Annotated in this window: 24 protein-coding genes and 2 pseudogenes; 9 read left to right on the forward strand and 17 right to left on the reverse strand. The window is 67.1% G+C overall.

Annotated elements, in window-relative coordinates:
* Window positions 1-109 precede the first annotated feature (109 nt).
* Window positions 110-1,438 (forward strand): CdaR family transcriptional regulator, encoded by a 1,329-nt coding sequence (locus tag K3M35_RS02980; RefSeq protein WP_220665947.1) that lies wholly within the window; start codon window positions 110-112, stop codon window positions 1,436-1,438.
* Between the two features lie 7 nt (window positions 1,439-1,445).
* On the opposite strand, the gene K3M35_RS02985 is transcribed toward K3M35_RS02980, so the two are convergent.
* Window positions 1,446-1,607: a hypothetical protein gene (locus K3M35_RS02985; RefSeq protein WP_220665948.1), complete on the reverse strand. Its 162-nt coding sequence runs from the start codon at window positions 1,605-1,607 to the stop codon at window positions 1,446-1,448.
* Between the two features lie 641 nt (window positions 1,608-2,248).
* Between K3M35_RS02985 and K3M35_RS02990 the strand changes: the two genes are divergently transcribed.
* A complete protein-coding gene (locus K3M35_RS02990; protein WP_006551994.1) occupies window positions 2,249-2,602 on the forward strand; it encodes a Zn-ribbon domain-containing OB-fold protein in 354 nt (117 codons plus the stop codon).
* A gap of 10 nt (window positions 2,603-2,612) precedes the next feature.
* Here K3M35_RS02990 and K3M35_RS02995 read toward each other — a convergent pair whose 3' ends face one another.
* On the reverse strand, window positions 2,613-3,023 hold the full coding sequence (locus tag K3M35_RS02995) for a RidA family protein (protein ID WP_220665975.1): 411 nt from the start codon (window positions 3,021-3,023) through the stop codon (window positions 2,613-2,615).
* 86 nt (window positions 3,024-3,109) lie between these two features.
* On the opposite strand from K3M35_RS02995, the gene K3M35_RS03000 reads away from it, so the two are divergent.
* Entirely contained in the window at window positions 3,110-3,481 is a 372-nt protein-coding gene (locus K3M35_RS03000; protein WP_220665949.1) for a helix-turn-helix domain-containing protein, read from the forward strand.
* Between the two features lie 41 nt (window positions 3,482-3,522).
* Here the strand turns inward: K3M35_RS03000 and K3M35_RS26000 are convergent, their stop codons facing one another.
* The 3 genes and pseudogenes from K3M35_RS26000 to K3M35_RS03010 form a co-directional block, all read right to left on the reverse strand.
* Window positions 3,523-3,723 carry a nucleotidyltransferase family protein gene (locus K3M35_RS26000; RefSeq protein WP_308257045.1) on the reverse strand — a complete coding sequence of 67 codons (201 nt, stop codon included), beginning with the start codon at window positions 3,721-3,723 and terminating at the stop codon, window positions 3,523-3,525.
* Window positions 3,687-3,827 (reverse strand): annotated as a pseudogene (locus tag K3M35_RS26585) (hypothetical protein); the annotation flags it as partial. The pseudogene K3M35_RS26585 and the gene K3M35_RS26000, both read right to left, overlap by 37 nt.
* A 36-nt stretch (window positions 3,828-3,863) precedes the next feature.
* On the reverse strand, window positions 3,864-4,127 hold the full coding sequence (locus tag K3M35_RS03010) for a GlsB/YeaQ/YmgE family stress response membrane protein (protein ID WP_217579816.1): 264 nt from the start codon (window positions 4,125-4,127) through the stop codon (window positions 3,864-3,866).
* Window positions 4,128-4,374: 247 nt separating this feature from the next.
* On the opposite strand from K3M35_RS03010, the gene K3M35_RS03015 reads away from it, so the two are divergent.
* From K3M35_RS03015 to K3M35_RS03025, 3 genes are all read left to right on the forward strand, one after another.
* Entirely contained in the window at window positions 4,375-5,856 is a 1,482-nt protein-coding gene (locus tag K3M35_RS03015; RefSeq protein WP_308257046.1) for a cytochrome P450, read from the forward strand.
* The gene (locus tag K3M35_RS03020; protein WP_220665950.1) at window positions 5,750-6,226 is read left to right on the forward strand and encodes an SRPBCC family protein; all 477 of its coding nucleotides are present in this window, start codon (window positions 5,750-5,752) and stop codon (window positions 6,224-6,226) included. The genes K3M35_RS03015 and K3M35_RS03020 overlap by 107 nt, the downstream gene beginning before the upstream one ends.
* Window positions 6,227-6,341: 115 nt before the next feature.
* Window positions 6,342-6,932 carry a hypothetical protein gene (locus K3M35_RS03025; protein WP_220665951.1) on the forward strand — a complete coding sequence of 197 codons (591 nt, stop codon included), beginning with the start codon at window positions 6,342-6,344 and terminating at the stop codon, window positions 6,930-6,932.
* 127 nt (window positions 6,933-7,059) lie between these two features.
* On the opposite strand, the gene K3M35_RS03030 is transcribed toward K3M35_RS03025, so the two are convergent.
* The 4 genes from K3M35_RS03030 to K3M35_RS03045 all read right to left on the reverse strand — a co-directional run bounded on the left by K3M35_RS03030 (window position 7,060) and on the right by K3M35_RS03045 (window position 14,622).
* The gene (locus K3M35_RS03030) at window positions 7,060-8,547 is read right to left on the reverse strand and encodes an NAD-dependent succinate-semialdehyde dehydrogenase (RefSeq protein WP_220665952.1); all 1,488 of its coding nucleotides are present in this window, start codon (window positions 8,545-8,547) and stop codon (window positions 7,060-7,062) included.
* The gene (locus tag K3M35_RS03035) at window positions 8,544-11,552 is read right to left on the reverse strand and encodes an FAD-binding and (Fe-S)-binding domain-containing protein (protein ID WP_259443472.1); all 3,009 of its coding nucleotides are present in this window, start codon (window positions 11,550-11,552) and stop codon (window positions 8,544-8,546) included. Before K3M35_RS03035 ends, K3M35_RS03030 begins: the two co-directional genes overlap by 4 nt.
* A gap of 273 nt (window positions 11,553-11,825) precedes the next feature.
* Window positions 11,826-13,304 (reverse strand): aldehyde dehydrogenase family protein, encoded by a 1,479-nt coding sequence (locus K3M35_RS03040; RefSeq protein WP_064060971.1) that lies wholly within the window; start codon window positions 13,302-13,304, stop codon window positions 11,826-11,828.
* A 400-nt stretch (window positions 13,305-13,704) separates the two neighbouring features.
* Window positions 13,705-14,622 carry a LysR substrate-binding domain-containing protein gene (locus K3M35_RS03045; RefSeq protein WP_064060972.1) on the reverse strand — a complete coding sequence of 306 codons (918 nt, stop codon included), beginning with the start codon at window positions 14,620-14,622 and terminating at the stop codon, window positions 13,705-13,707.
* Window positions 14,623-14,709: 87 nt separating this feature from the next.
* Between K3M35_RS03045 and mqo the strand changes: the two genes are divergently transcribed.
* Window positions 14,710-16,215: a malate dehydrogenase (quinone) gene (gene mqo / locus K3M35_RS03050; protein WP_006552008.1), complete on the forward strand. Its 1,506-nt coding sequence runs from the start codon at window positions 14,710-14,712 to the stop codon at window positions 16,213-16,215.
* A gap of 9 nt (window positions 16,216-16,224) precedes the next feature.
* On the opposite strand, the gene K3M35_RS03055 is transcribed toward mqo, so the two are convergent.
* Window positions 16,225-17,301: an alkene reductase gene (locus tag K3M35_RS03055; protein WP_094980493.1), complete on the reverse strand. Its 1,077-nt coding sequence runs from the start codon at window positions 17,299-17,301 to the stop codon at window positions 16,225-16,227.
* An 81-nt stretch (window positions 17,302-17,382) separates the two neighbouring features.
* Complete coding sequence (locus tag K3M35_RS03060) at window positions 17,383-18,345, reverse strand: YafY family protein (protein WP_019289373.1); 963 nt, start codon at window positions 18,343-18,345, stop codon at window positions 17,383-17,385.
* A 100-nt stretch (window positions 18,346-18,445) separates the two neighbouring features.
* Here K3M35_RS03060 and K3M35_RS03065 point away from each other — a divergent pair, with 100 nt between their 5' ends.
* On the forward strand, window positions 18,446-18,994 hold the full coding sequence (locus K3M35_RS03065; protein ID WP_183079130.1) for a DinB family protein: 549 nt from the start codon (window positions 18,446-18,448) through the stop codon (window positions 18,992-18,994).
* Between the two features lie 13 nt (window positions 18,995-19,007).
* On the opposite strand, the gene K3M35_RS26590 is transcribed toward K3M35_RS03065, so the two are convergent.
* The 6 genes and pseudogenes from K3M35_RS26590 to K3M35_RS03095 form a co-directional block, all read right to left on the reverse strand.
* The gene (locus K3M35_RS26590; protein WP_174556284.1) at window positions 19,008-19,388 is read right to left on the reverse strand and encodes a helix-turn-helix transcriptional regulator; all 381 of its coding nucleotides are present in this window, start codon (window positions 19,386-19,388) and stop codon (window positions 19,008-19,010) included.
* Window positions 19,389-19,586: 198 nt separating this feature from the next.
* Complete coding sequence (locus K3M35_RS03075; protein WP_220665953.1) at window positions 19,587-21,050, reverse strand: Hsp70 family protein; 1,464 nt, start codon at window positions 21,048-21,050, stop codon at window positions 19,587-19,589.
* Window positions 21,051-21,174: 124 nt separating this feature from the next.
* Window positions 21,175-21,378 carry a zinc-ribbon domain-containing protein gene (locus K3M35_RS03080; protein ID WP_024100896.1) on the reverse strand — a complete coding sequence of 68 codons (204 nt, stop codon included), beginning with the start codon at window positions 21,376-21,378 and terminating at the stop codon, window positions 21,175-21,177.
* Window positions 21,379-21,511: 133 nt separating this feature from the next.
* Window positions 21,512-22,918, reverse strand: coding sequence for a cytochrome P450 (locus K3M35_RS03085; RefSeq protein WP_259443473.1), 1,407 nt, complete (start codon window positions 22,916-22,918; stop codon window positions 21,512-21,514).
* A gap of 64 nt (window positions 22,919-22,982) precedes the next feature.
* Window positions 22,983-23,753 (reverse strand): hypothetical protein, encoded by a 771-nt coding sequence (locus K3M35_RS03090; RefSeq protein WP_019289378.1) that lies wholly within the window; start codon window positions 23,751-23,753, stop codon window positions 22,983-22,985.
* Window positions 23,754-24,060: 307 nt separating this feature from the next.
* Window positions 24,061-24,551, reverse strand: a pseudogene (locus tag K3M35_RS03095) (DUF2470 domain-containing protein); the annotation flags it as partial.
* Window positions 24,552-24,600: 49 nt separating this feature from the next.
* On the opposite strand from K3M35_RS03095, the gene K3M35_RS03100 reads away from it, so the two are divergent.
* On the forward strand, window positions 24,601-25,050 hold the full coding sequence (locus K3M35_RS03100) for a cupin domain-containing protein (protein WP_033098208.1): 450 nt from the start codon (window positions 24,601-24,603) through the stop codon (window positions 25,048-25,050).
* Window positions 25,051-25,213: the final 163 nt, after the last annotated feature.

Here is a 25,213-nt window from a genome sequence, read left to right on the forward strand (position 1 = left end):
GACGCCCCGATCCGCGGTGGCGGCCCGTCCCGAGCCGTTACGGTCGAGGCGGTGCGCTCGGCAAGGCAGTGCACTCGGACAGACGCCGTAGCCTCCGGAATCGGACACGATGAATCCTCACGAGATCGGACAGGACACCCACAGCGTGGGCGATCCCGGACCTGCCACGCGTGCCTTGATCGAGGCGGTCGCCGACCTGTCGACGACGCGGCACGCCGAGATCACGCAGTACATGACCGAGCGGATCTCGGCCGAGATCGAGGCGGTGTCCACCGACCGCCACACCCGCCGCTCCCTCGCCCAGGCCGCGGAGGAAGGCGTCGCAGCCATGACCCGGTTCCTGCGGGACGACCTCGAGGAGATCGAGATCCCGGCGGCGTCCTACTCGCTGGTGCGCATGCTGGCCCGACAGGGATTCCCCGTCTCGGTGGTCGACCGCAGCAACCGGCTCGCGCAGGACAGCATCATGCGCTGGTGCCTCGAGGTGCTGGCCGGACTCAGCGACGACGCCGCGGCAGTGATGCAGGCGGGCGTGGAGATCCTGATGAAACTCTCCGCGGGGATCGACGGGGTGTCGCAGAAGCTGCTCGGGGTCTACGAGACCGAGCGCGATACCTGGCTGCTCAACCGCAACGCCTCCCGGACCGCCCGCATCCAGGACATCCTGGCCGGACGACCGATCGAGGTGGGGGACGCCGAGCGCACCCTCGGCTACCGGCTCGGCCAGCGCCACCTCGGGGTGATCGTCTGGACGGACGATATCGAGGTGGTCGGTGGGGACCGGTCCGGCACCGAATGGAACGGTCTCGAGCAGGCAGTGACGACTCTGGCCGAACATCTCGGGCGGGGAGGTCGGGTGCTGTTCGAACAGTTCGACGAGTACACCGCCTGGGCATGGATCCCGCTCGGCACGGTCGATCGCATCGACCCGAAGGGACTGTCCGGGATCGTCGCGGCATGGCAGCGACCTGTCGGTGTCGCCGTCGGCGCGCCGCAGGAGGGGATCGACGGTTTCGTCCGCACCCATCGGCAGGCGGCGCAGGCGCGGGAGGTGGCTCTGACATCGGCGCTGCCGGGTCCGCGTCTCGTCTCGATCGACGAGGTCGGCGCGGTCGCGTTGATGTGCACGAATCTCGAGTGGGCCCGCGGCTGGGTGGGGGATGTGCTCGGTCGCCTCGCCGCCGACGATCCCGCTGCCGCGCAACTGCGGCACACGCTGCGGGAATTCCTTTCCAGCGGAGGGAGTTTCGTCGCCACAGCGGAAAGACTACATCTGCACCGGAATTCGGTCGCCTACCGGATCAGCAAGGCGGAGGAGCAGATCGGGCACAGTGTCCGCGAGTGTCGGCTCGACCTCGAGAACGCGCTGGCGCTGTGCCACTGGCTCGGCGCCGCCGTGCTCGCCCCCGATTCGGAGATTCCGCCCGCGTCCGGCTGACTGCGCGTCAGCGGGACGCGGGCACGGTGCTGCGAACGAACCGTCCGCTCTCGCCGATCGCGCGGACTCCTTCGGGTAGCAGATCCGCGGCGGCCTGGAATATGTGCACCTGCCGGTCCCAGACCTGCAGATCGCACGCCCTACCGGCGTCGGCGAGACGGTCGGCCATCGACTCCGCGTCCACAAGAACAATTCGTGCGAGCCGACCTGGATGAGCGTGGGCGGCATGCCCGGCATATCCGCGTCGGCGGGGCAGATCCGCCCCGACTCCTGGCGACGTCCTGCAAGGCCGGCCAGCGCTTCGAGTGCGTTGCCGGGCAACAGCGCGCAGTGTGCGGCGTTGGAGTGACCGAGCTTGCGGGCGAGTCGACCCGGCGAATCGGGTGCCGCTGTCTTCCACGTGAAGGACGAACGTCCCTCGGTTCACCGGTGCGGCTGCACACTGTTTCGGTAGTGATTCGGGCTGTGCGCACAGTGTCCGCGCGTGGCACTGGGTGCCGGTGCGAGCTGGAACACGTCGAAGTAGGGAAGATCTGCAGGTAGGGAGGTTTACTCGGGCGCTTGTCCAAGTGACATCCGGTGGCCCGAACGACCCGAAAGCCCCTGTCGACCGACCCGGCATTGTGCGCTGCGACCAGCGAACCCCCACGATCTGTGTGCTCGCGTACCGATGGAAAAGGTCCCGAGTCGACCTACCTTCGAATAGGGGGCCGATGATCGGAGCCACGTCATCGGCCCGTCGGGGTCCCGCCCCCCTCTACGACGGACCGCTTCGTGGCTCGGACATTTTCCGTTGACGGAAGGACTGCGATGGCGCCCCACGCGACGCAGAACTGCATGACGATCCTGCGCTGCGGAAGCTGCACGACGCTTCACGCTCCGGAGACAGCGTGCTGCTCCTCCTGCGGCGGCGCGAACCTCGAGTCCGCCCGCTGCTCCGGCACCGGCTCGATCGTGTCCTGGAAGGTCGTCGAACCGCTCGACGACGGCGCGCAGGACGACAGCGCGGTCACCCTCGCAATCGTCGAACTCGACGACGGGCCATGGCTCTACTCGAAGATCGAAGGATCGTTCCCCGACTGCGCCGAGGCCCGGGTGCGGGTCGCGTTCCGGTCCACTGCGGGTGACGACGGATTCCCCGTCTTCGGGATCTGCGCGGCCTGATCTACGACGCTCATCCCTCGAGAACCGCGGTGGCTTCGATCTCCACGAGCACGACAGGTTCGTAGAGCGCCGCGACACCGATCAGCGATGCCGGCGGCATCGGATCGGGCAGATCGATCTCCTGCGCGACGGCCTGCACACCGGCCATGAACTGTCCGATCTTCTCGGGATGCCAGTCTGTGACGTAGAACGTCAGGCGCACGACATCGCGGAAGGTCGCGCCGGCTCCGTCCAAGCCTCGTGCGACGTTGCGCAGCGCTTGGGCCACCTGACCGGCCAGCTCGGTAGGAATCGGTGAGCCGTCCGGCATGTATGCGACCTGTCCGGCGAGATCGACCTGTCGCGTGCCGGTGGAGACTGCGACGTGGTGGTAAGGAGCGTTCGGCAGCGTGCCTTCGGGGCTGAACAGGGTGACGGACACGGACATGGAGTTCTCCTGGGGTCGGAACCAACTGGTATCCAAGTTATACTTGGTATCCGCAAGTCACTTCAACGAAACCAGGTTTCATGTCGGATACCGCTGACCACGATCTGCTCGCCGTCGCCGCCCACCGGGAACTGTTGGGGCAGATCCTCGACAAGTGGTCCCTGAGCGTGCTCACCGAATTGTGTGAGGCTCCGCGCCGCTTCAACGAGATGCGGCGCGCCGTTCCCGAGGTCACGCAGAAATCCCTGACGACCACGTTGCGCAGACTCGAACGCAACGGAATCGTCGAACGCCGGGTGGTGAACACCCGCCCCGTCGCGGTCGAATACCGCATCACGCCACTGGGGAAGACGGTGCGTGAACCGATCGACGCTCTGTTGATGTGGGCGTCGACGAATCTTCCTCGCATCGAGGAAGCGCGACGCAGATTCGACGAGGATCTCGACGAATGAGCATGTCAGCGCTCGGGCCACGGTTCGACGACCAATCGAGGCTATTCCACCTGCCATCGTCGGGCTTTCGCTTCGTACACGTTGCGAGGTGCCAGCACCGGATTCGGGCGGAGCACCATCCCGAACAGGTCGTCGAAACCGTGCGGAGCGTAGACCCGTAGTCCCGGATGCCGGCCTGCCGGTCGCGGCCGTCGAGAAAGTTCCAGACCGTCTGGAAGACTCCGCCCGCGGTGAGATACCAGTCTCCGATGCCGAGTTCACCCGTCCGGTCCAGGACGACCCGGCACACCGGATTTCCGGGAACGATGTCGAGCAGTCGCTGCTCGGTTGCGGGGCGTGAGGTCACTCGGGCATCGTCTCTCGTCGCGGGATACCGATAGCGCTAGGCCTGACGCGACCGGGACTTCCAGGCCGACCAGGCAGCGGTCACGATGATCGCGCCGGCGAGGGAGCCGATGATCTCGCTGGGGCGTAATTCGAGTCCGTCACCTGCGAGAAGGCTGATGAGTAGACCGCCGATGAACGAACCCCCGACGCCCGCGACCAACGCGAGAGTCCAGTCGATCCCGGTCCCGGACCTGCCCACGACGAGCTGTGCCACCGCGCCGACGAGCAGCCCGAACAGAATGATTCCGATGATCAACATTGCGCGAGTACAAGTGGACATCCTCACGCGGACCCCGCTTTACGTCTCGAAAGTGCAATTCGAGATCCGGTCTTCCCACGGGTCAAACTGTTGTTACATGCGAGCCTGCCCTTCGAGTTCAGCAAGGTTGCGGTTGCGCAATGACTCGGTAGTGGGTCTGGTGTGACCGTCCGAGGCGGACCACACTCGGAGAATGGCCAGGACAAGCGCACAGGCCCAGGATTCTCCGATTGCGCCCGACGTGCCGATGCATTTGATCGACCGCATCCGGGCACTCCGACATCTCGATACCGGTCCCGAGAAATTCCGTGATGCAGGCGGGCCGGTCACCCTCGTACATATCGGTCCTGCCCGGTGGGCGCCGACCTTCGCTATCGTCACCTCGCCGCAGGGCGCCCACGATGTTCTCGGCGGTTTCGACGGTTCCTTCGACAAGGAAATGACCGTCCACGTCGAGGGACGGGTGTGGGTCGGCGACAATCTCTTCAATCTTCCTCACGATTCGTGGGTGCCGCACCGTCGTGCGTTGCAGCCTTTGTTCACCAAGAAGCACGTAGCGGTCTACGCCGACCGGATCGCCGAGGTCGCCGACACGATGGCGGCAGAGTGGAGCGAGGGCGGGTCGATCGATCTCGACACCGAAACCCGGCGACTCACCCTGCGTGTCCTTGGCCGGTCACTCTTCGGAACGGATCTCAGCGAGAAATCCGAAGCTGTCGGAGTTCCACTCGGACAGGTGGTGCAATTCGTGGGACGACGTGCCCTGCAACCGATACGAACCCCGACATGGCTGCCGACACGTGCCCGTCATCGTTTCCGTGTTTCGTTGGCTGTTGTCACCGAAACGCTCGACGAGGCGATGGACGCCGCGCGGAGCGGTGCTGGCAATGGCGCCGAATTGATCAAGCTGTTCTTCGAGCTCACCGATCCGGTCACTGGCAGAGCGTTCAGCGACGAGAAGATCCGTGACGAGTTGCTCGCGTTTCTCTTCGCGGGTCACGACACCACCGCGACCACTCTCGCCTACAGCTTGTGGCAGCTCGGCCGCAATCGCGAGATGCAGGAGCGGGTGGCGCGGGAGGCTGCAGCCATCGGAGACCGCCTGTTGCGCGCGAGCGATATCGGGGATCTGCCCTACACCGTCCAGATAGTCCATGAGTCACTGCGGATCTGTCCGCCCGCAGCGACGGCCGCGCGAATGGCAATGCGCGACGTGGAGGTCGACGGTTACCGTATCCCTGCCGGGACGAATACGATCGTCGGCACCTACGCGCTCCACCATGATCCGTCGCTCTGGGACGAGCCCGAGAAATTCGACCCGGATCGGTTCGCCCCCGGGCAATCGGTAGACAGGTCGCGGTGGCAGTATCTGCCGTTCGGTGGTGGCCCACGCACCTGCATCGGAGATCATTTCGCCATGCTCGAAGCAATCCTGGGCCTCGCCCAGTGTGGTGCGAAAACTCGAGGTGGAATCCCTTCACGACGATTTTCCGGTAAAGACGCCGTTCACCTTGGTCGCGGCCGGACCCGTGCCCGCGCGTGTGGGGACCAGAGCCGTCGCTGCGTAGTCGTCGGCAAAGGCAGGCAGGTGCGTCGCGCCGCACTGATCGGGACAGGGCAGGATGGTGGCCATGCAGACCACACCCCTGACCTTCGAGTCCTCCGTTGTCGTTTCCGCCACCCCCGACGAGGTGTACGCCCTCGTCTCCGACGTCACCCGCACGGGTGAATGGTCGCCCGTCTGCGCGGAGTGCTGGTGGGACGAAGGGCAGGGCCCCGAGGTCGGTTCCTTCTTCACCGGCCGGAACGTCACCCCCGAACGCATCTGGGAGGCCCGGTCGAAGGTCGTCGTCGCCTCCCCGGGCCGCGAATTCGCATGGTCGGTCGGCCCGGGCCTCGTGCGCTGGAGCTACGTCATCAAGCCCGCGGACGCCGGCACGGAACTCACGGAGACCTGGGAGTTCACCGAAGCCGGGCAGAAATTATTCCACGAGAAGCTCGGGGCGAAAGCTCCTGCCCGGATCGCCGCGCGGGAACAGGCCGCCCGCAGCGGAATTCCGGCGACCCTGGACGCGATCAAGCGCATCATCGAGGGCTGACCCGGGACGCTCGTCGATCATCGAGGGATCGCCGGGCGCCTCCTTGCCGAGGGGCGAACGGTGAACACCGCGACCTTCGGGTGCACCAGGCTCGGTACGTGGTGGGCGCAGTGTCGTGCGCTGCGAGGCCGGGATCGGATTCGAGGGGTCGGCTGCGACACGTAGCAGCCTGATCGTCGAAGTGCGGGTCACCGAGGAACTCCCCACCGGCGGACTGGGTGTCGGCCTGGGCATCCAGAAGGCCGATCCGCGCCAGCAGGCCCTGCGCGATCTGATCGACGAGGTGCTTCGCGTCGGCGACACCGGGCCACCGATCGCGGCGTTGATCTCCGGTCTCGACGTCGCCTACGACCTCGGTGAGGGACACCCGCTGCTGGGACGCCGCATGCCGGATCTCGACATCATCGCCGAGGAGAAGCCGGTGCGCATGTTCGGGCTCATGCACCGGGCTCGTCCACTTCTGCTGCAATTCGATGTCCCGCCAATCGATTCCGGGCCTCGTCCTGAATGCGTCGACCTCGTGTGGGCGCGTTACGAGGGCACATGGGACTTGCCGTTGTTCGGGGAGGTCGTCGCGCCGTCGGCTGTGCTCGTGCGCCCGGACGGGCACGTGGCGTGGGTGGGGGAGGGCTCGACGGACGGTCTCGACGCCGCGCTCGCGAAGTGGTGCGGCACTGCGGCCGGCCGAGCAGGAACCGTTGCGTGAGCGGGTGATTCCTGACCTACGCGGGTAGGCCGTACCGACCTTGCGCTGAACCGGGCTTCGTGCGCGTTGCAGTTGCGGCAAAACACGGTTCGGCGCGCAAGGATCGGCGGCGCAGTGAGACCATGCGTCACCGACGAGGAACAGCGACGTACTTGACCTCGAGGAACTCGTCGATACCGATGGTGCTTCCCTCACGTCCGAGACCCGATGCCTTGATGCCGCCGAACGGTGCCGCGGGGTTGGACACGATGCCGGTGTTCAGCCCGACCATGCCGACCTCGAGCGCTTCGCTGACACGGAAACTGCGGTCGACATCCTGGGTGAAGATGTATCCGGCCAGTCCCCAGGGCGTGTTGTTGGCGATCTCGACGACCTCGTCCTCGGTATCGAAGACGACGATGGGCGCGACCGGCCCGAAGATCTCCTCGCTCATCAACGCGGCGTCCTTCGACACGTCGGCGAGGACGGTGGGTGGGTAGAAGTAGCCGGGTCCCTCGGGCCGGCTGCCGCCACACACCACGCGCGCTCCACGTTCGACGGCATCGGCGACGAGACGTTCCACCTTCGTCAGAGCCTTCTCCTCGACCAGCGGACCGACTTGGGTGCCCTCGACCAGGCCGTCCCCGACGGCGAGGGCATCCATACGGGCAGCGAGCTTCTCGGTGAACCGATCGGCGACCGCGCGGTGCACGAAGATGCGGTTCGCGGCGGTGCAGGCCTCACCCATGTTGCGCATCTTCGCGGCGAGCGCGCCGTCGACGGCCCGGTCGAGATCGGCGTCCTCGAACACGATGAGCGGGGCATTTCCGCCCAGCTCCATCGAGCTGCGCATCACGTGCTGGGATGCCTGTTCGAGCAGCCGGATGCCCACCGCGGTCGAACCGGTGAAACTGATCTTGCGTGCGATACCGCTGGACATCCAGGTCGAGACGACCTCCCCGGGTGCGGTGGTGGGCACGACGTTCAGCACACCCTTGGGCACACCGGCCTCGACGAGCACGTCGACCAGGGCCAGCGAGGTCAACGGCGTCAGCTCCGAGGGTTTGAAGACGATGGTGCATCCGGCTGCGATGGCGGGTCCGATCTTGCGGGTACCCATGGCGAGCGGGAAGTTCCACGGCGTGACGAGGACGCACGGTCCCACCGGCTCCTTGGACACCAGGATGCGGGTCGCGCCGTCGCCGGTGCTGGTCACATCGCCGCCGATGCGGACGGCTTCCTCGGAGAACCACCGGAAGAACTCCGCGGCGTAGGCGACCTCGCCCTTCGCCTCGGCGAAGGGTTTGCCCATCTCGGTGGTCATGATGGTCGCGAACTCGTCCTGCCGCTCCAGGATGAGCTCGTAGGCCCGGCGAAGGATCACGCTGCGTTCGCGCGGAGCGGTCTTCGCCCAGTGCTTCTGCACGCGAGCACAGGTCTCGACGGCACGCCGGGCGTCGTCGGCGTTGCCGTTCGCGACGGTCGCGATGACCTCCTCGGTCGCCGGGGCGACGACCTCGAATCGTTCGCCGGTGGTCGACTCGACCCACTCACCGTCGATGAACAATTCTGTGCTGACGCGGGACACTGCGTCGGAGACGCCCACCCGTGTCCCGACGATCGTTGCATCGGTCATGCGCTTTCCTCCTCGGAGATGGTGTTGTTCATCGACATTCGTGGCCCGGGGTCGAGAAGTTCTGCGAGATGTTGCCCCGGGGCGGACACGTCGATCTGCGCAACCTGCATCGCGCATGAGAAGCCGTCGGTGACCACCGCGGAGTCGTCGTCGGCCGCGCGCAGTGCCGGGGCGAGGGAGGTCTCGGCGACTTTCATGCTGATGTCGTGGTGTTGTTTCTCGAATCCGAAGTTTCCTGCCACGCCGCAGCATCCGACTGCGTCGCGGACGTCGTCGACTCCCGCTGCGGTCAGGATCCGGCGATGGCTTCCGGCGCCGAACACGGAGTACTCGTGGCAATGGGTCTGCAGCACTATCTCGTTCGGTAGCGGTTGTGCAGGGGCAGGTGTCCAGCCGTTGCGCACCATGGTGTCCAGATAGGACGCGAAGCTGTGGACCCGTGCGGCGACGCGACGCGCAGCCTCGGTGGGCACCAGCTCGGGCAGGTCCTTGCGCAGGGCGGCGGCGCAACTCGGCTCGACGACGACGATCGGCCGGTCGGTGCCGTCGTCCAGTGTGCGGGCGGCGTCGGAGAGCTTCTTCTTCGCGGTGTCGAGCTGGCCGGTGGAGATCCACGTCAGTCCGCAGCACGCGTCTGCGGAGCAGCTCATCACCTGCTGATCCGCCGAGGCGAGCACGCGGGCGGCGGCACCGGCGACCCCCGGCCGCAACCCGCGAGTGAAGGTGTCGACGAACAGCACCACCGGCGTCGAACCGGACCGGCCACGTAGTGCGTCGCGCACGGCCTTCTTCCAGGCCCGCCGGGAGGCGAAGGGCGGAAATACCCGGTCGGGGGAAATGCCGCCGAGTGCGGCGGCGCGCTTGGCGAGAGAAGTGCGCAGGACCGCGTTGACCAGCGGTGCTGCCAACCCCGTGAGGCGGAGCCAGCGTGGCAGCCACCCCAGCGAATAGTGCGACACCGGTCGTCGTGTGCTGTCGTAGTAGTGCGAGAAGAACTCGGATTTGTAGGTGGCCATGTCGACGCCGGCCGGGCAGTCGGTCGAGCAGGCCTTGCACGACAGGCACAGATCGAGTGCCTCACGCACTTCCTCGGATTTCCACCCTTGCTCGATTGTGCGGGCGCCGCGCACCATCTCCTGCAGGACCCGGGCCCGGCCCCGAGTGGAGTCCTTCTCGTCGCGGGTCGCGCGGTAGCTCGGGCACATCACGCCACCGGAGTCGGCCCGGCATCGTCCGACGCCGATGCAGCCCTGGACGGCGTGCACCCACGGGGCGGGGGTGTGTTGCGGCCGCGCGCCGTCGGGACGGACCGCCTCGATCGGGTGCAGGTCGTAGTGGGTCCGCCAGGTTCGTTCGGGAACGTCCGCCAACGCCAGATCGTCATCGATCCGCGCCGGGTCGGTCAGCGATCCCGGGTTCAGGATGCCTTGCGGGTCCCAGATCGTGCGGAAGGCGCGGAATGCGCTCATCATCCGCGCGGAGTACATCACCGGCAGGAGTTCCGAGCGGGCACGGCCGTCGCCGTGTTCTCCGGAGAGCGATCCGCCGTGACGGACCACCAGCCGCGCGGCCTCGTGCGTGAACTCGCGGAAGACCTGTCGGCCTTCCTCGGTGCGCAGGTCGTAGGTGATGCGGATGTGCATGCAGCCGGCGCCGAAGTGCCCGTACATCACGCCCTGCAGACCGTGCCGGTCGAGCAGTGCGCGGAAGTCCTGGAGGTAATCGGCGAGGTTCTCCGGCGCGACAGCGGAATCCTCCCAGCCCGGCCAGGATTCGCCGCCGGATGCCAGGCGGGAGGACAGTCCGGCGCCGTCCTCGCGCACCCGCCACAGGGAAGCACGCTCGGTGGTGTCGGCCGCGACGCGGCCGTCGACGAGGCGGCCGTTCCGGCGAAGTTTGTCGAGCAGTGCGTCGGCGGCCGCGGCCACGGAGTCCGGGTCGTCACCGTCCAGGTCGACGTAGAGCCAGGCGTTTCCCACCGGGAGTCCGAGGACGGAGTTCTCGCCCCGACGCAGCCGCATGGTCTCGACGATCGCCGCGTCGACACCCTCGACTGCCGCAGGCGAGAACTCCAGGATGGTTCCGATGTCGCGGGCCGCGTCGACGACATCGTCGTAGCCGAGGCAGACCAGCAACGCGCTGGACGGGCGGGGAACCAGCTCGACGCGGGCACCGACGATCACCGCGCAGGTTCCCTCGGATCCGACGAGCGCACGGGCGACGTCGAACCGCTTCTCCGGCAACAGATGATCGAGGTGGTAACCCGAGACCTGCCGTTGGATCCTCCCGAGTTCGGTGCGGAACTCGAACAGGTGCTCGCCTGCCAGCGCGGTGAGCTCGGCGTCGAGCTGCTGCGCGCGCGCCGCAGCGGCCGCGTCGTCGGGATCGGTGGCACGCAGACCTTGCTGCGCCGCGGTGAGCCGGAACCCGTCGGCGGTGACGAGGTCGATCTCGTGGACGTGATCGGACATGCGGCCGTAGCGCACCGAGTGGTTGCCGCAGGCGTCGTTGCCCAGCGCGCCACCGACCGTGGCCCGGTTCTTCGAGGAGGGATCGGGGGCGAAGGTCGTCCGGCCCGAGGACGCGTCCTCGGCCACCCGCGTGAGGGTCGCGAGCACGACGCCCGGTTCGACGTCGGCGACACCGGCCGTCTCGTCGATCTCGAGGATGCGGTTCATGTGCCGGGAGAAGTCGACGATCACACCGGGGCCGACGGCATTGCCCGCCATCGAGGTCCCGCCCCCTCGGCTGACCAACGGAATCCCGGTGTCGCCGCAGACGGTCACCACCGCCACGACGTCGTCCACCGACCGAGGAAAGACCACGGCCGAAGGTGGCACCCGGTAGTTGGAGGCGTCGTAAGAGTACTCGGCCCGTCGACGCGTGGAGGTGTCGACCGGGACGCCCAGTGTCCGGAGTCTGTCGGCGAGGACGCGAATCCGGACGTCCTCGTCCGTGCAGGAGACGCTGGGGCGCTGTCCTATGTTGAGCTGGTCGTCGTTCATCGCGTGCGCCGCGTCAGGATCGGGGGCCGCAGAGAATATGGGCGCGTCGGTTCGGGAACTCCATCGGCCGCCTCCGGGTTTGTAGGATTGTCAACAATCCTGCCATGAACGGAGCCTACAAAGAGGAGGCAGCGAACGCAACGGCACGCCGGCCCGGGCGTTCTCACCGTCAACCGAGGAGGCTTCTGTGACAGCTTGCCGTCTGCACCCCGAGGCTGGGCAGGGTGCAGACGGCAAAATGCTGTATCGGAGTCGGAGGGCGCTGCGGCGTGCCTAGACCAGCCGAGTCACGCCGATGGTGTGATCTGTGGTGAACTCCTCGATCGCCCACTCGCCGTTGAATCGTCCGAGACCGGAGTTGCGTTCGCCACCGAATGCCACGTGTGCCTCGTCCTGAACGGTCATCTCGTTGATGAACGTCATGCCCGCCTCGACCCGATGCGCGAATTGCAGTCCCCGGTCGATGTTCTGCGTGAAGACCGCGCTGGACAGACCGAATTCGTGGTCGTTGGCCAGTTCGAGGGCGTGTGCTTCGTCATCGGCGCGTAGGACCGCGACCATCGGGCCGAAGATCTCCTCGCGGGCGATCTCCATATCGGACGTGACGTCGACGAACACGTGCGGAGGCACGACCCGGCCGTCGATCTCCCCACCGAGCGCAACGCGTGCTCCGGCGTCCCGGGCCTGCTCGATCTTCTCCTCGAGGCCCTTCAACTGCGAATCGTTGATGACGGGCCCGACCAAAGTGCCGTCTGCGGACGGATCGCCGTAGGACACGGCCTGCGCGGCTCGGGTGAACCGATCGAGGAAATCGTCGTACACCGGCGCCTGCACGATGATGCGATTCACGGCCATGCAGATCTGTCCGGAATGCAGGAACGACCCGGTCACCGCTGCCTCGACGGCCGCGTCGAGATCGGCGTCGTCGAGGACCACCAGGGGTGCGTTGCCGCCCAATTCGAGTGCCACCTTCTTGAGGTGCTTACCGCCGGTGGCGACCGCACCGACCTGCTTGCCGACCGGTGTCGAGCCGGTGAAGGAGATCAACCGCGGGACGGGATGCTCGACGAAAGCATCGCCGATCTCAGAACCGGAGCCGATCACCACCGACAACACTCCCGCCGGGAGGCCTGCTTCCTCGAAGATCCGCGCGATCAACAGGCCGCCGGTCACCGGAGTGTCCGAGGCCGGCTTGATCACCGCGGCATTGCCCAACGCCAACGCCGGTGCCACCGATCGCTGCGACAGGTGCAGCGGGAAATTCCACGGGCTGATCACCCCGACCACTCCGATGGGCTTTCGGTACACCCGCATCTCACGGTTCGGGGTGTTCGAATCGAAGATCGATCCGTGGACCCGGGACGGGAACGACGCCGCCTCCTGCGTGATGCCGATGGCCAGGGAGACCTCGGTATCGGCCTTGATCCGCGTCGAGCCGGACTCGGCGACCAGCCAGTCGATGATCTCGGCTCGGCGCTGCTCGAGGATCTGTGCGGCGCGACGCAGGACCGTGGCGCGCTCGGCGGGAGCGGTCGCGGCCCACTCGGTCTGTGCTGCCCGGGCAGCGGTGTAGGCGGCGTCGACGTCTTGGGCGGAAGCGAGGCGGATCGTGGCGACCACGCTGTCGTCGAACGGGTTGGTGTCGGTCAGGACGCGGTCGGAGCGTCCCTCGCGCCACTGCCCATCGATGAACTGGGAGGCGACCGGTTGCCCGGCGAACGTGGCACTGGAACCGAGATCTGTTGCTGTCATGGAGAACTCCTCGACGGTAGGTAGGTCAGAGAAAGGCGACGACCGGCTCGGGGGTCGATGTGTCTGCCGAATCGTCGAATGTGGTGTCGATCTGCCCGAGCGGATCGGTCTTCACCGGCCGACCGAACGGGAACCGCCCCAGCATCGGCCGGAGCACGTCGCAGATCGTTACCGGCTCCTGCCCGGATGGCGCAGATCGAACATGTTCTCACAGTGCGCCGCCTTGCTGGTGGTAGGCAGCGGCGTCGGGTACCACTGTTTGCGGGCGATCGCATCTGTGTGGCATACCCCGCCGGCGACCATTCGAACCCGGACTTGCGCCTTGTCGGGACCGGCGACGCAGGAGATGGCGCACGGCTCGCGAAGCTGTGCGCCATGTCTTGCGTTCGATGGACGATACCTACGAATCGAGCCGGCGACCGTCGAATCTATCGGCGTGCCCGGCGATGTGAGCGTGCAGTCGCGCGACCGCCGGGGACGGCGTCCTCGTCCCGGTCGTCAATCCGATGGTGCGATTCGCGATTCCGGCGACCGGCACGGTCACGATTCCGGGCACAGGCGTTTCCGAGCGAGGCAGCAGTGCGACACCGAGGCCCTGGGCGACCAGTGCCCGGATCGTTTCGAACTCGCTGATCTCGAACGCGATGTATGGTTCGAATCCTGCTTCTTCGCAAGCTGATTCGAGTTCTCTGCGGATGTGATAGTCGGGTGGGCTGGCGATGAAGTGATCGTCCGCGAGATCGCGCAGGTCGAGGCGGGCACGGCCGGCGAGTCGATGGCTGCTCGGGAGGTGGAGCAACAGTCGCTGTTGCGCGAGCACGGTGACCGGCAGATCCTCCGGTGGAGGGATGATGACGGCGAGATCGAGCCGGCCGTCGCGAACCATCTCCGCGAGCTCTTCACCGTGTGCCTGGACCAGATGCAACCGGACGCCGGGGGCCAGTCGGTGGAACTCGGCCAGCAACGACGGGATGCTCACCGGCCCGAGGGTGAGCGGGAACCCGAAGCGGACGAGGCCGTGGTCGGGATCGGCGTGCTCACGCACCGTGGTGATCGCACCGTCGAGTTCGCGGACCAGATGCCGGGTGCGTTCGTGCAACTCCCTCCCGGCAGTCGTCAGCACGACCCCTCGCCCGGACTGCTGGAACAACGTCACACCCACTGCCTTCTCGAGTGCCCGGATGCGGCGACTGACGGAAGACTGGGGAACGTCGAGCAGATCCGCCGCGCGCGTGATGTGACCTTCGCGCGCCGCGGCGTCGAAGGCGACGAGCAGCGGGGCGACCATTGCGGTCTCGGGCGTCACATACCAATCCATATCTGCATGGTACTGCCTGCAAGATCTCATTGGACGGATGAATCGGAAGGGGGCACGCTGAAGGTCGACAACGGCGAAAGCAGGTGAATGATGGTGGATCGGAGGCATTCTGCCGACGGAGCACAGTACGGCGACCAGGAGTACGACGCCGTCCTGATCGGCGGCGGCATCATGTCGGCAACACTGGGTGCACTGCTGACACGGCTCGAACCCGATCGGTCGATCCTCGTCCTGGAACGACTCGACGAGGTCGCGGCCGAGAGCAGCGCCCCATGGAACAACGCGGGCACCGGCCACGCAGGTCTGTGCGAACTGAACTACATGCCCGATCCCGCGGATTCGACCCGGGCCGAGGAGATCGGCGGACAGTTCCGGATCTCACGGCAGTTCTGGCAGTCCCTCGACGACCCGGGCGAGGCGACGTTCGTGAACGTGACACCGCATATGAACGTCGTCTTCGGCGAACGCGATGTGGACTATCTGCGACAGCGGCACGCCACCCTGCAACGCTCGCCGCTGTTCTCGGCCATGGAGTACAGCGAGGACCCCGACGCGATCGCGCGGTGGGCACCGCTGGTGATGACCGGTCGCTCGGGCTCCGAACCGGTCGCCGCCACGCGCTACGAGGCGGGCACCGACGTCGACTTCGGTGCCCTGACACACCGACTGCTGTCGGACGCGCGTCGTCGTGGCGTCGAGCTTCGTACCGGACACGAGGTCACACGCCTGCGCCGCGCCGCCAACGGGCGGTGGACCGTCTCCGGGCACACGAAGACGGGACGGTTCTCGGTCCGATCCCGGTTCGTGTTCGTCGGCGCCGGCGGGTACGCCCTGAAACTCTTGCAGAAGGCCCGGATCCCGGAGGTGCGAGGTTTCGCCGTCTTTCCCATCGGCGCGCAGTTCCTGCGCACCGGCGAGCCCGACGTGGTGTCCCAGCATGCAGCGAAGGTCTATAGCCAGGCCGACGTGGGAGCACCACCGATGTCGGTGCCGCATCTCGACAAGCGGGTCGTCGACGGCCGCGAGTGGTTGATGTTCGGGCCGTACGCCACGTTCAGCACGAGATTGCTCACACGCGGCCGGCTCACCGATCTGTTCACCACCCTGCGCCTGCACAACATCGCCCCGTTGGTGGCGGTGGGCCTGCAGAATCTGTCGCTGGTGCGCTATCTCGTCGGCCAGCTGCTCGCGTCCCGCGCGCGGAAGTTCCGGCAGCTGCAGCGATTCTGTCCCGAGGCGCGGGAGTCCGACTGGGAGTTGATCGACGCGGGGCAACGAGCTCAGCTCGTCAAACCCGATCGTCGCAGGGTCGGGGTCCTGACCTTCGGCACCGAGGTCGTGGCGAGCGCGGACGGCAGCATCGCCGGGTTGCTCGGGGCGTCGCCCGGCGCTTCGATCGCTCCGTCGGCGATGGTCGAGCTGCTGAGCACGTGTTTCCCGGATGATGTGGCGCGCTGGCGGCCGGTGCTCGAACGGATGATGCCCGACCTGTCTCGGGAGACCGAAACGACCTCGCGCGCCGAACCGAGGCTCGCCCGCGCTACAGCAGCGGCGAGAAACGGTTCGGCGCGCAAGGATCCGAGCGCCTCGTAGGGCTTACGCTCAGACGGTCTGCAGGAACGGGTAGTCGGTGTACCCCTCGGCTCCGGATGCATAGAACAGCTCCGGACGCGGTGCGTTCTCCGGATGCCCGTCCCGCCAGCGCTCGGCCAGGTCGGGATTGGCGATCAGCGCGCGGCCGACGGCCACGGCGTCGGCGTGCGAATCGTCGATCAGCTGCACGGCCTCGTCACGCGTGGTCGGCGAGCCGAAACCGCTGTTGGCGATCACCTTGCCGCCGAAACGCTTCCGGAGCTCCTGCGCCAGATCTCCGGTCGGCTCCTTGTGCAGGACCGACAGATACGCCAGGCCCAGGGGCTGCAGGGCGTCGACCAGAGAGCCGTAGACAGCACGCACATCGTCGCGATCGGTCTCGACTGCGTCCTGGATGTTGTGCTCGGGAGAGATCCGCAACCCGACACGTCCGGCGCCGACTGCCGCCGACACGGCCTTCACGACTTCGACGACGAGGCGGATCCGGTTCTCCACCGAACCGCCGTACTTGTCGTCCCGCACATTCGATGCAGGGGAGAGGAATTCGTGCAACAGGTAGCCGTTGGCGCTGTGGACCTCGACGCCGTCGAATCCGGCATCGATCGCGCGGCGAGCCGAGGCGACGAAATCATCGACGACGGACGGGATCTCGTCGATGGTCAGCGCGTGCGGCGTAGGGTAGGGCTGCTTGCCCTGCTCGGTGTGCACCTGGCCATCGATGGCGATCGCGCTCGGCCCGACGACACGCCGGCCACCGTTGACGTCGGGATGCGTGACGCGGCCGCCGTGCATCAACTGCAGCACGACGCGTCCGTCGCGCTCGTGCACGGCATCCGCGACGCGACGCCAGCCGGCGACCTGCTCGTCGGTGACGATGCCGGGCTGACCGACGAAGGCCTGCGATTCGAAGTTCACATAGGTTCCCTCGGTGATGATCAGGCCGGCACTCGCCCGCTGACGGTAGTGCTCGACGATCAGGTCTCCGGGTACACCGGCCGAACCACCACGCAGGCGGGTCAGCGGGGCCATGACGATGCGGTTCGCGAGTTCGAGGTCTCCGAGGGCTACGGGTGTGAACAGATCCATGGGTGGCGCAACCACCCCCACCCCCGACGGCATTCCGATGCCCGGCCGATTGTGGGATGTGTCATAGCGCCAGATGGATGGTCACTTCGAGTGTTCGTCGGCGGTGACCAGCCGATTCGACCAGTTCTCCAGGTACTCGACGAACTCCGGTGGCGACGCGCCGAGCAGCCGCCCACCGGACATACCCACGGCGAATACCGCCCAGTCCATGCTGTCGGCGTCCACCTCGATCCGGCACCGTTCGGAGTCGATCGCGATCACCTCGGCCCACTGACCGATCCGGCGGCGCACCTCGTGCTCCGACGCCTCCAGTTCGGCGCTGACCTTCACCTGGGAGCGGCTGCGGATGCCGCGTTCGACGAAGGCCGCGGCGTCGCCGCCGGGCAGCTCGCGTTGTCGGAAACGCATCCCGGTGGCCGTGGTCTCGGCCATGCGGTCGAGCCGGAAGCTGCGCCAGTCACCGCGGTCGAGGTCGTAGCCGACGAGATACCAGCGTCGCCCGAGGGAGACGAGCTGCCGGGGTTCGACGCGCCGGCCCGTCGCGGTGCCGTCGGCGGCGGTGTACTGGAAGACGATGCGTTCGTCGTCGCGGCAGGCGCGCGCGACGGTGACGAGTTGCTGCGAATCGGTCGCGCGGGTCGCCCAGGGGATATCGGCGGAGACCGTCGCCGCATCGATCGCCTCCACCTGGCGTCGCAGTCGCGGCGGCATCACCTGGATGACCTTGGCCAGCGCGCGCACGGAGATCTCGGCGATCCCGGTGATCGAGGTCTGGGCCGCGGTGAGTAGGCCGACCGCGAGCGCGACCGCTTCGTCGTCGTCGAGAGCCAGTGGTGGCAACGACGCGCCCGGCGCGAGCTGATACCCACCGCCGACCCCGCGATCGGACCGCACCGGATATCCGAGATCGCGGAGCCGTTCGATGTCGCGGCGCAGGGTGCGCAACGAGACGCCCATCCGGTCGGCGAGTTCGGCGCCGAGCCAGTAGCGGTGGGTCTGCAACAGCGACAGAAGCCGCAGGATGCGGGAGCTCGTGTCGGACATGACCTCATTCTTCCGCACCTGCCGACCTATAAGTGACAGGAACTGGCACCAATGGCTCGTAACGTAGATCTTGCCGGATCACGACGACGAGGAGCACCCGATGACCGAGAGCACCACCACCCGGAACGCCACCCCGACCCTCGACCAGGAACGCCGGGATCTGCTGTCGAGCCTCGCCCACGCTCGGCACTTCCTGCGGTTCACGGCCCGCGATCTCACCACCGAACAGGCGTCTCAGCGAACGACGTTGAGCAAATTGACGATCGGTGGTCTCATCAAGCACGTCACCGAGGTCGAGCGGGGTTGGGCGGATTTCCTCGTGGTCGGAGCCGACTACATGGAGAAGGATTTCACCGAGTGGACCGAAGAGGATTTCGCCGAACGCGACAAGGACTTCCAGCTGCAGCCCGGTGAGACCCTCGAAGGTGCGCTGCGCGCTTACGACGAGGTGGCGGCCCGAACCGACGAGTTGGTGCGCACGCTGCCGTCGCTGGACGTCGTCCACGAACTCCCCAAGGCCCCCTGGAACATCGAGGACGCCTGGTCGGTGCGTCGCGCGCTGCTGCACATCGTCGCCGAGACGACGCAGCACGCCGGACACGCCGACATCATCCGCGAGTCCCTCGACGGATCGAAGTCGATGGGATGAACCGGAGGTCGCGCTAGCGCCGGCCGGTGTCGCGCATCAACTCGGCGAGCTCCGTGCGGTCGGAGACGTCGAGTTCGGTGCACGCCCGGTAGATGTGCCCCTCGACGGTGCCGACCGGCGCCACGAGCCGGTCGGCGATCTGCCGGTTGGACAGCCCGGCGGTGACCATGGCGGCGAACTCCCGTTCCCGGCTGGTCAGGGGGAGTGGGCGGGCCGCTTCGTCCAGCGCAGGCGACGAGGCGTGATCGCATCGCGCAGCCAGTGCCGCGGCCGCGGCGGCGGCTTCGACGGACCGTTGGGTGTCGGCGTGGTCGCGGTACGCGATCGGGGCCAGGGCGTGGGCATCGGCCGCGTCGGCGAGTGCCCCCAGCGCCTCGAAGGTCTCCGCGGCCACGGTCGGCCCCCGGCCGTCCGCCTCCGCGGAAGCGGATCCTGCCGCCCGCGTCGCCGGTTCGCACCGGACCCGAGACGAACCGGTTCCATATCGCGCGACTGATTCCTAGTCCGCAGGTGGCCCGGTGGTGGCAGCGACTGCTGCCTCATCCGGAACCGGAGACGGCGCGCCGCACCGCGGCGGTCTCCGGCTGATTGATCAGAACCCGGGAATGCTGGGCAGCTGCGGGAGCTGGATCTGCGGAGGCGGCGGCAGCGTCGGCAGCTCGAACTGGGGGAGCCCGGGGACCATTGGGGCCGGCTCCGGTTCGAGTGACGGCACCGAGGTGTCGGCTGCCGCATCGTCCTGCGCGCCGGTGGTGATGGGGACCTGCGCGGAGGTCTCCGCCGTCGTCTGCGGCCGGTAGGTGGTGCGGGTCTCGCTGCGATCGATGGCCGTCGACTGCTCGTCCGACACTGCCGGGACGGTTTCCGGCGCGGGCGATGCGTCCGTGGTGGTCATGGGCCGCGGTTCCGCTGCCGGTGGCTCCTGCGTCTCCTGGTGCGTGGAGGTGGGCTGCGGATCGCGACCGGAATTCTGCAGCAGGTCGACACCGAGGCCGATCGCCGCTGCGACGACGACGGCACCACCGGCGAGCAGGAGGCGTCGACGGTTCCGCGGCTGCGCGGGCGTCTCGGTCTCCTGCCGGATGTCGGGGGCAGCGAAGCTTGCGGTCGGTGCGTCCGGCGCGACCAGCTGCGGGGCGAACTGTGCGGTCTCGGTGAACTCCGTCGGCGCAGCGAACTCCGCCGTCTCGACGACCTTCGCAGTGTCCGGGCGGGCGAGGAGCGCCGCGCCTTCCGCCGCCACGAGTTCGGGCTGCGAGGGCACGATCACCGGAATGTCGAGCCACGACTCCATCACGGCGGTGACCAGTGGAATGTTCGCTCCGCCTCCGATGAGCACCGCGGCGTCGGGAGTGCGTCCCGAGCGGCGGATGACGTCGAGGGTGAGGCGGGCCGAGGCCTTCACGGGTCCGTCGATGAGCGAATCGAAGCTGGCCTGCGAGAGCAGTAGCAGACCCCCCTCGCCGGGCATGCACACCGCGTCCTTCGAGGACAGCTGCTCCTTCGCGTCGCGGCACCGGGCGGTGAGGGCCCGCTGCGCCGCCATGTCGGCCGGCTCGGCGAAGCGCTGCAGTTCGACGTGGTGGTCGTAGATCAGGTGGTCGACGAGGTCGCCGCTGATCCGGTCCGAGCGTGCCGTGCTCAATGCGATGCGGGTGCCCCGATCGACGACGGTGACGGTGAGGCCCGAGCTGCCGAGGTCGTAGAACACGAGTGTCTCGTGGTCGTCGAGATCTCCTGTGGTTTCCAGCATTTCGAGCGCGGCGGTCACTTCCGGGACGAGCCGGAAGTTGTCGATGTCCAGGCGGCTCATCGCGCCCTGGACGAAATCGGCCTGCGTCTCGTTCTGGTAGGCGACGCCGATGGCGCGCACCTGCTCGATCTCGTCGGTTTCGGCGAGCATCGTCTCGATGGACTCCGCGGCCAGCTCGGCCGGCCGGTCGAGCAGGGCGGGCATCGAGTGGGATCCGAAGACGGGCCTGTCGAGGCTCCCGGTGTCACGTCGCGCAAAGCGCACCGCGCTGGCACCGACCGAGACACCGAGAACTGTAGTCACGACGCCGACTATAACGGTTCGGTCACGGTCTGCACGCCGGAGGCGGGCGGTGCCTGGATGACGGCACGTCTCCGAACGGCAGCCGAGGACGTTCGTGGCCTTCGCCGATCCCGACTGACCGGGCTCACATCTCCACGGCGGTACCGCAGATCCCGCACTGCTCCAACTGTCGGCGGCCCCACCGCGCGACCGGCACGAAAAACAGCGTGAACTGCTTGGACTCCCGGATCCGGAGCCACTGCGTGGTGTTGTGGCAGCGCGGACACGTCCGGTTCTGCCCTGGACCGAGATTCTGTCGCTTGGTGCCGAAGCCGAAGAGAAGGAACATCGTCCGAGCATAGAGCGATGACGTGTGGTCCTTCAGTGCATGATCGGAAGGATCGCCGTGCTCGTCGCCACCGATCGGCCAGCCTCTGTCGACGACCCGACCGCCGTCCCTCTTGCCGGGGCGACGCGACGGGTCATGCGGGGGAGAGCCGCACCCGTAGGTCACGGGGCTTCAATGTGATCGCCTCGTGAACGTCGAGTTCGTAGCCCGGTTCCGGAGCGAAGTCGTACCGCCGGATCAGCGATGCGAGCGTGAGCACCGCCTCGTGCAGCGCGAACTGCCGACCGATACAGGCCCGGATGCCGGTGCCCCACGGTTTGAAGATGTGCGCCGGCCGTTTGCGCACGGCCGCGGGCTCGAACCGGTCCGGGTCGAACCGCTCGGGATCGTCGCCCCACAGCGGGTCGCGGTGCAGTTGCGGCAACAGCACGAACACCCACGAACCCTTCGGCAGCGTCCGTCCGCCGAGGGTGGTCTCACCGCGTACCTTGCGGAAATAACCCGGGGCGGCCGGCCACAACCGCAGCGTCTCGTCCACCACCCGCCGCACATACCGCAGCTTGGCGACCTGCTCGTACCCGATCCGGCCGTCGGCACCGACGACCTCGGTGATCTCGACGCGTGCCTTCGCCACCACCTCGGGATGTCGGCTCAGGAAATGGACCGCGAACCCCAGAGTGGCCGCGGTGGTCTCGTTACCCGCGACCAGGAAGGTCAGCACCTGATTGCGGATCGATTCACGGTCGAGCGGCTCGCCGGTGTCGGGATCGACGGTGTGCATCATCAGGTCCAGCAGATCGCCGTGCTGCTCGCCGGAGCGCATCCGCTCCTCGACGATGCGATCGACCGTCTCCTGCATCAGCGCAATGTCGTGTTCATGCTGCTCCCTGGCACTGCGGCCGAACAGTGTCCGGAGGATGGGGATGTCGTTCGACGAACGGTTGATGTACTCGAGCGCCCGGCTCATCGCCGCGATGAACGGATCGGGTTCGGTGCGGCCGAACGAGTCGAAGTCGTAGCTGAAGCCGCACCGGCCGATGACGTCGAAGGTCAGCGACGTCATGCTCTTCGGCACGTCCACATACTCGCCGTCGGCCGCTGCGCGGTCCCAGCTGTCGACCAGTCGGTCGACGACGGTGAGCATCGAGTCGTGATAGCCGCGCATCGCGGCCTGGCTGAAGCCCGGGCCGAGGATGTTGTGGGCTTTGCTCCAGTTCGGTTCGGAGTTGAACGCGGTGAACAGTCCGTCGCCGGCGATGACGCGAAGCTTGCGCAGCGGCTTGCCGAGGAACTTCGCCCACTTGTCCTCGTCGTTGACCTCGCGCACCAGATCGGCGCCCGAGACCACGATCAACCGGTGCTGGAGGATCTTGCGTTCGAAGATCCCACCGAGTTCCTGTGCCATCTGCATCTCACGCTGAACCGGCTTGGCCACGTCGATGCTGAGCAGATCACCCACCAGCGGCAGTCTCCATCGCGGCTGTGGAATCGGCTGCGCGCCGGTCGTCATGGTGATGGTCGTCGTAGTCGGTGACCCCATTCTGCGAGTGTGCATCAGCCTCCACGGGACGATTCGGGCGGCCTCACCGCGACGCCCAAGAGGATCAGAACAATCGCGGAGTCGCGTGCGACCCGTCCCGGGCTTCGCAGATTCGGGCGTGCCACCGGTCGACGAGCCACATCTCGACCATCTCCGGACGCGTGGCGATCAACGACGCCCACATGTTGAGGAGTTCGAGGTACCGGTGATAGCGCCGCAGCGTGAAGTCGGCGACCGACGGATCCTCGAGCCACCCTTCGTGGATGAGCGTCGACACCGCGTGCTGATCGAGAAGTTGCGCCGGGCCCGCCTCGGTCCGCACCTCGACCGCCCACAGATAGGTCGCCAGGAGCGATACGCCGACGCCGGGGGTGTCCGGCCATCCGGACCAGGTCTGCCGCGCGGTGTCGGGTAGCGACTTGGTCTTCGCGCAGTAGTCGAGGACTCCCTTGATCTTGGTGAACCGGTCCCGGTCCTTCGGGGCGTGTGCGTCGCGGACGTCCGGAAAACGTCGGGCACCGCGTCGTCGCGGATGTGCGCTGCGCCAGGCCGCGCACAGGAACAACAGCCCCAGACCGGCGTGGTCGGCTTCGATCAGTTCACTGTCGAGGCGGAGGTCGTTGCGTTGGACGATCGCGTCGCCGTCGTCGATGATCCGTCCGTCGAGATTCCGTCCCCGGAGGCGGATATCGTGCCCGGTCCGTTCGAGGTGGCTGTTCCACCATTTGAGGTCGACAGTGACGCCCTCGTCGAGCACCTGCAGGTCGAACGAGCGTGCCCGGCACCACTCGGAGCACGCTTGCGGAGGCTCGAACCCCTGGTCGTACGGATGCATTCTGTGGACATTGCCACGAGTGGGCGGCGATTCCCGGGCAGGACACGCGTGTGGGGCCGACCTGTTCCCCGCCTGTAGCAGCACGTGGGCCGCCACCACCGTCCGAGGATATCGGTAGACCGGAACGACGCGGCGAAGAGAGCGTGAACCGCATGAGACCCTTCGATGTCACCGACGCCCTCGCGCTCGCCGCCCGGCACGACCTGCACCTGTCGGCGTCACGGTGAACGAGGCGGGACTCGACTACCGTGTCGCCCTCGCCGCCGACGTCGATGCAGACGGACGTGTCCACGACGGTCTGGCGGTGCGCCGCGCGAGCCAAAGCAACTGTTGCTGAGCGCAATTCGTAGTCGGAGTCGGGCGGTGACAGATAGCCGGCATGCGTCATGGCTCGCCCATGCGGCGTGGTGACATCGAGGTCGAGGCCGTATCGGTCGCTCCGACACAGGTTGCCGCCGCCGCATCCGGGAACCCGCCGAGCTTCCGGGCCATCGCCAGCAGCGCGTCGGCGTGATCGTCGTTGAGATGCGCGATCGCACGAGCTGCCGACGGGGTCACAGAATCCGGCAATGCTTCGGCATAGTCCTCGGCGGTGGCCGAATCCATCCGCCCGTACCCACCGACCCAGCGCACGCGCCGAACCCGAAGAACCCAGAGCGTGAAGTCGCTGAAATCGATGTACACGCGGGTCCCGGGGACAGCGGCCAGGTGGGCTTCGCGCGCGGCGGCCAGTTCCTCGCCTTCGGGCCGCTCGACGTACCCGGCGACAGTGACGCGGGTGCAGGCGAGCGGGTCGCAATGCGAGCTGTCCTGCAGCAGTGTCGTGTAGACGGTAGCGTCCGTGCGCATGAAGCGCTCTGTGCAGGGTGTACTCGCGGCGACGGCATGTGCAGTAGCGGTGGCGATACCCGGGTGGGCCTACGCCACTCCGAGCGAGGGCATCTCAGGGGTGACATGGGTGGACATCGAGGTGCCACCGGGACTGCTGCCGTTCGTACCCGACGGCGTGCACGCCGTGGCCCGGGAGATCACCATCGAACCGGGCGGTAGCACCGGTTGGCACTATCACGATGGTCCCGTGCTCGGCATCGTGCGGGCCGGCACCTTGACGCATCCTGAAGGAGACTGCGAGCCTGTCACGTTCGAGACCGGTGATTTCATCAACGAACCCTCGGGTCCGGACCATCTGCACGTCGGTCGCAATCTCGGCACGGAACCGGTGATCCTCGACGTGGTGTACCTCGTGCCGATCGGGTCGCCGCTGTTCGAGGATGTTCCCGCGCCCGCCTGCGATTGATGTCGGAGTAGTGGCGGGCTCCTGTCGGTAGACGCTCGGGTCGAGTCGTCGGCGAGAAATGTGAAGTACTTCATCGGGACGCAGGCGTGCGGTTCCCTCTCGGGTCCGCGGTCGTCTCCCCCAAGCAACGATCGACGAACCTCGATTCTCGACGGAACGATCG

It is taken from the genome of Rhodococcus sp. DMU2021, from assembly GCF_019641445.1.
In the GTDB taxonomy this organism is placed as follows: domain Bacteria; phylum Actinomycetota; class Actinomycetes; order Mycobacteriales; family Mycobacteriaceae; genus Rhodococcus; species Rhodococcus pyridinivorans.

Coding starts and splice junctions, on each gene's coding strand:
- K3M35_RS02980 (WP_220665947.1), top strand. CDS start 110: ATGAATCCTCACGAGATCGGACAGGACACCCACAGCGTGGGCGATCCC.
- K3M35_RS02985 (WP_220665948.1), bottom strand. CDS start 1,607: ATGGCCGACCGTCTCGCCGACGCCGGTAGGGCGTGCGATCTGCAGGTC.
- K3M35_RS02990 (WP_006551994.1), top strand. CDS start 2,249: ATGGCGCCCCACGCGACGCAGAACTGCATGACGATCCTGCGCTGCGGA.
- K3M35_RS03000 (WP_220665949.1), top strand. CDS start 3,110: ATGTCGGATACCGCTGACCACGATCTGCTCGCCGTCGCCGCCCACCGG.
- K3M35_RS03010 (WP_217579816.1), bottom strand. CDS start 4,127: ATGTTGATCATCGGAATCATTCTGTTCGGGCTGCTCGTCGGCGCGGTG.
- K3M35_RS03015 (WP_308257046.1), top strand. CDS start 4,375: ATGCATTTGATCGACCGCATCCGGGCACTCCGACATCTCGATACCGGT.
- K3M35_RS03020 (WP_220665950.1), top strand. CDS start 5,750: ATGGTGGCCATGCAGACCACACCCCTGACCTTCGAGTCCTCCGTTGTC.
- K3M35_RS03030 (WP_220665952.1), bottom strand. CDS start 8,547: ATGACCGATGCAACGATCGTCGGGACACGGGTGGGCGTCTCCGACGCA.
- K3M35_RS03035 (WP_259443472.1), bottom strand. CDS start 11,552: ATGAACGACGACCAGCTCAACATAGGACAGCGCCCCAGCGTCTCCTGC.
- K3M35_RS03040 (WP_064060971.1), bottom strand. CDS start 13,304: ATGACAGCAACAGATCTCGGTTCCAGTGCCACGTTCGCCGGGCAACCG.
- K3M35_RS03045 (WP_064060972.1), bottom strand. CDS start 14,622: ATGGATTGGTATGTGACGCCCGAGACCGCAATGGTCGCCCCGCTGCTC.
- mqo (WP_006552008.1), top strand. CDS start 14,710: ATGATGGTGGATCGGAGGCATTCTGCCGACGGAGCACAGTACGGCGAC.
- K3M35_RS03055 (WP_094980493.1), bottom strand. CDS start 17,301: ATGGATCTGTTCACACCCGTAGCCCTCGGAGACCTCGAACTCGCGAAC.
- K3M35_RS03060 (WP_019289373.1), bottom strand. CDS start 18,345: ATGTCCGACACGAGCTCCCGCATCCTGCGGCTTCTGTCGCTGTTGCAG.
- K3M35_RS03065 (WP_183079130.1), top strand. CDS start 18,446: ATGACCGAGAGCACCACCACCCGGAACGCCACCCCGACCCTCGACCAG.
- K3M35_RS03080 (WP_024100896.1), bottom strand. CDS start 21,378: ATGTTCCTTCTCTTCGGCTTCGGCACCAAGCGACAGAATCTCGGTCCA.
- K3M35_RS03085 (WP_259443473.1), bottom strand. CDS start 22,918: ATGGGGTCACCGACTACGACGACCATCACCATGACGACCGGCGCGCAG.
- K3M35_RS03090 (WP_019289378.1), bottom strand. CDS start 23,753: ATGCATCCGTACGACCAGGGGTTCGAGCCTCCGCAAGCGTGCTCCGAG.
- K3M35_RS03100 (WP_033098208.1), top strand. CDS start 24,601: ATGAAGCGCTCTGTGCAGGGTGTACTCGCGGCGACGGCATGTGCAGTA.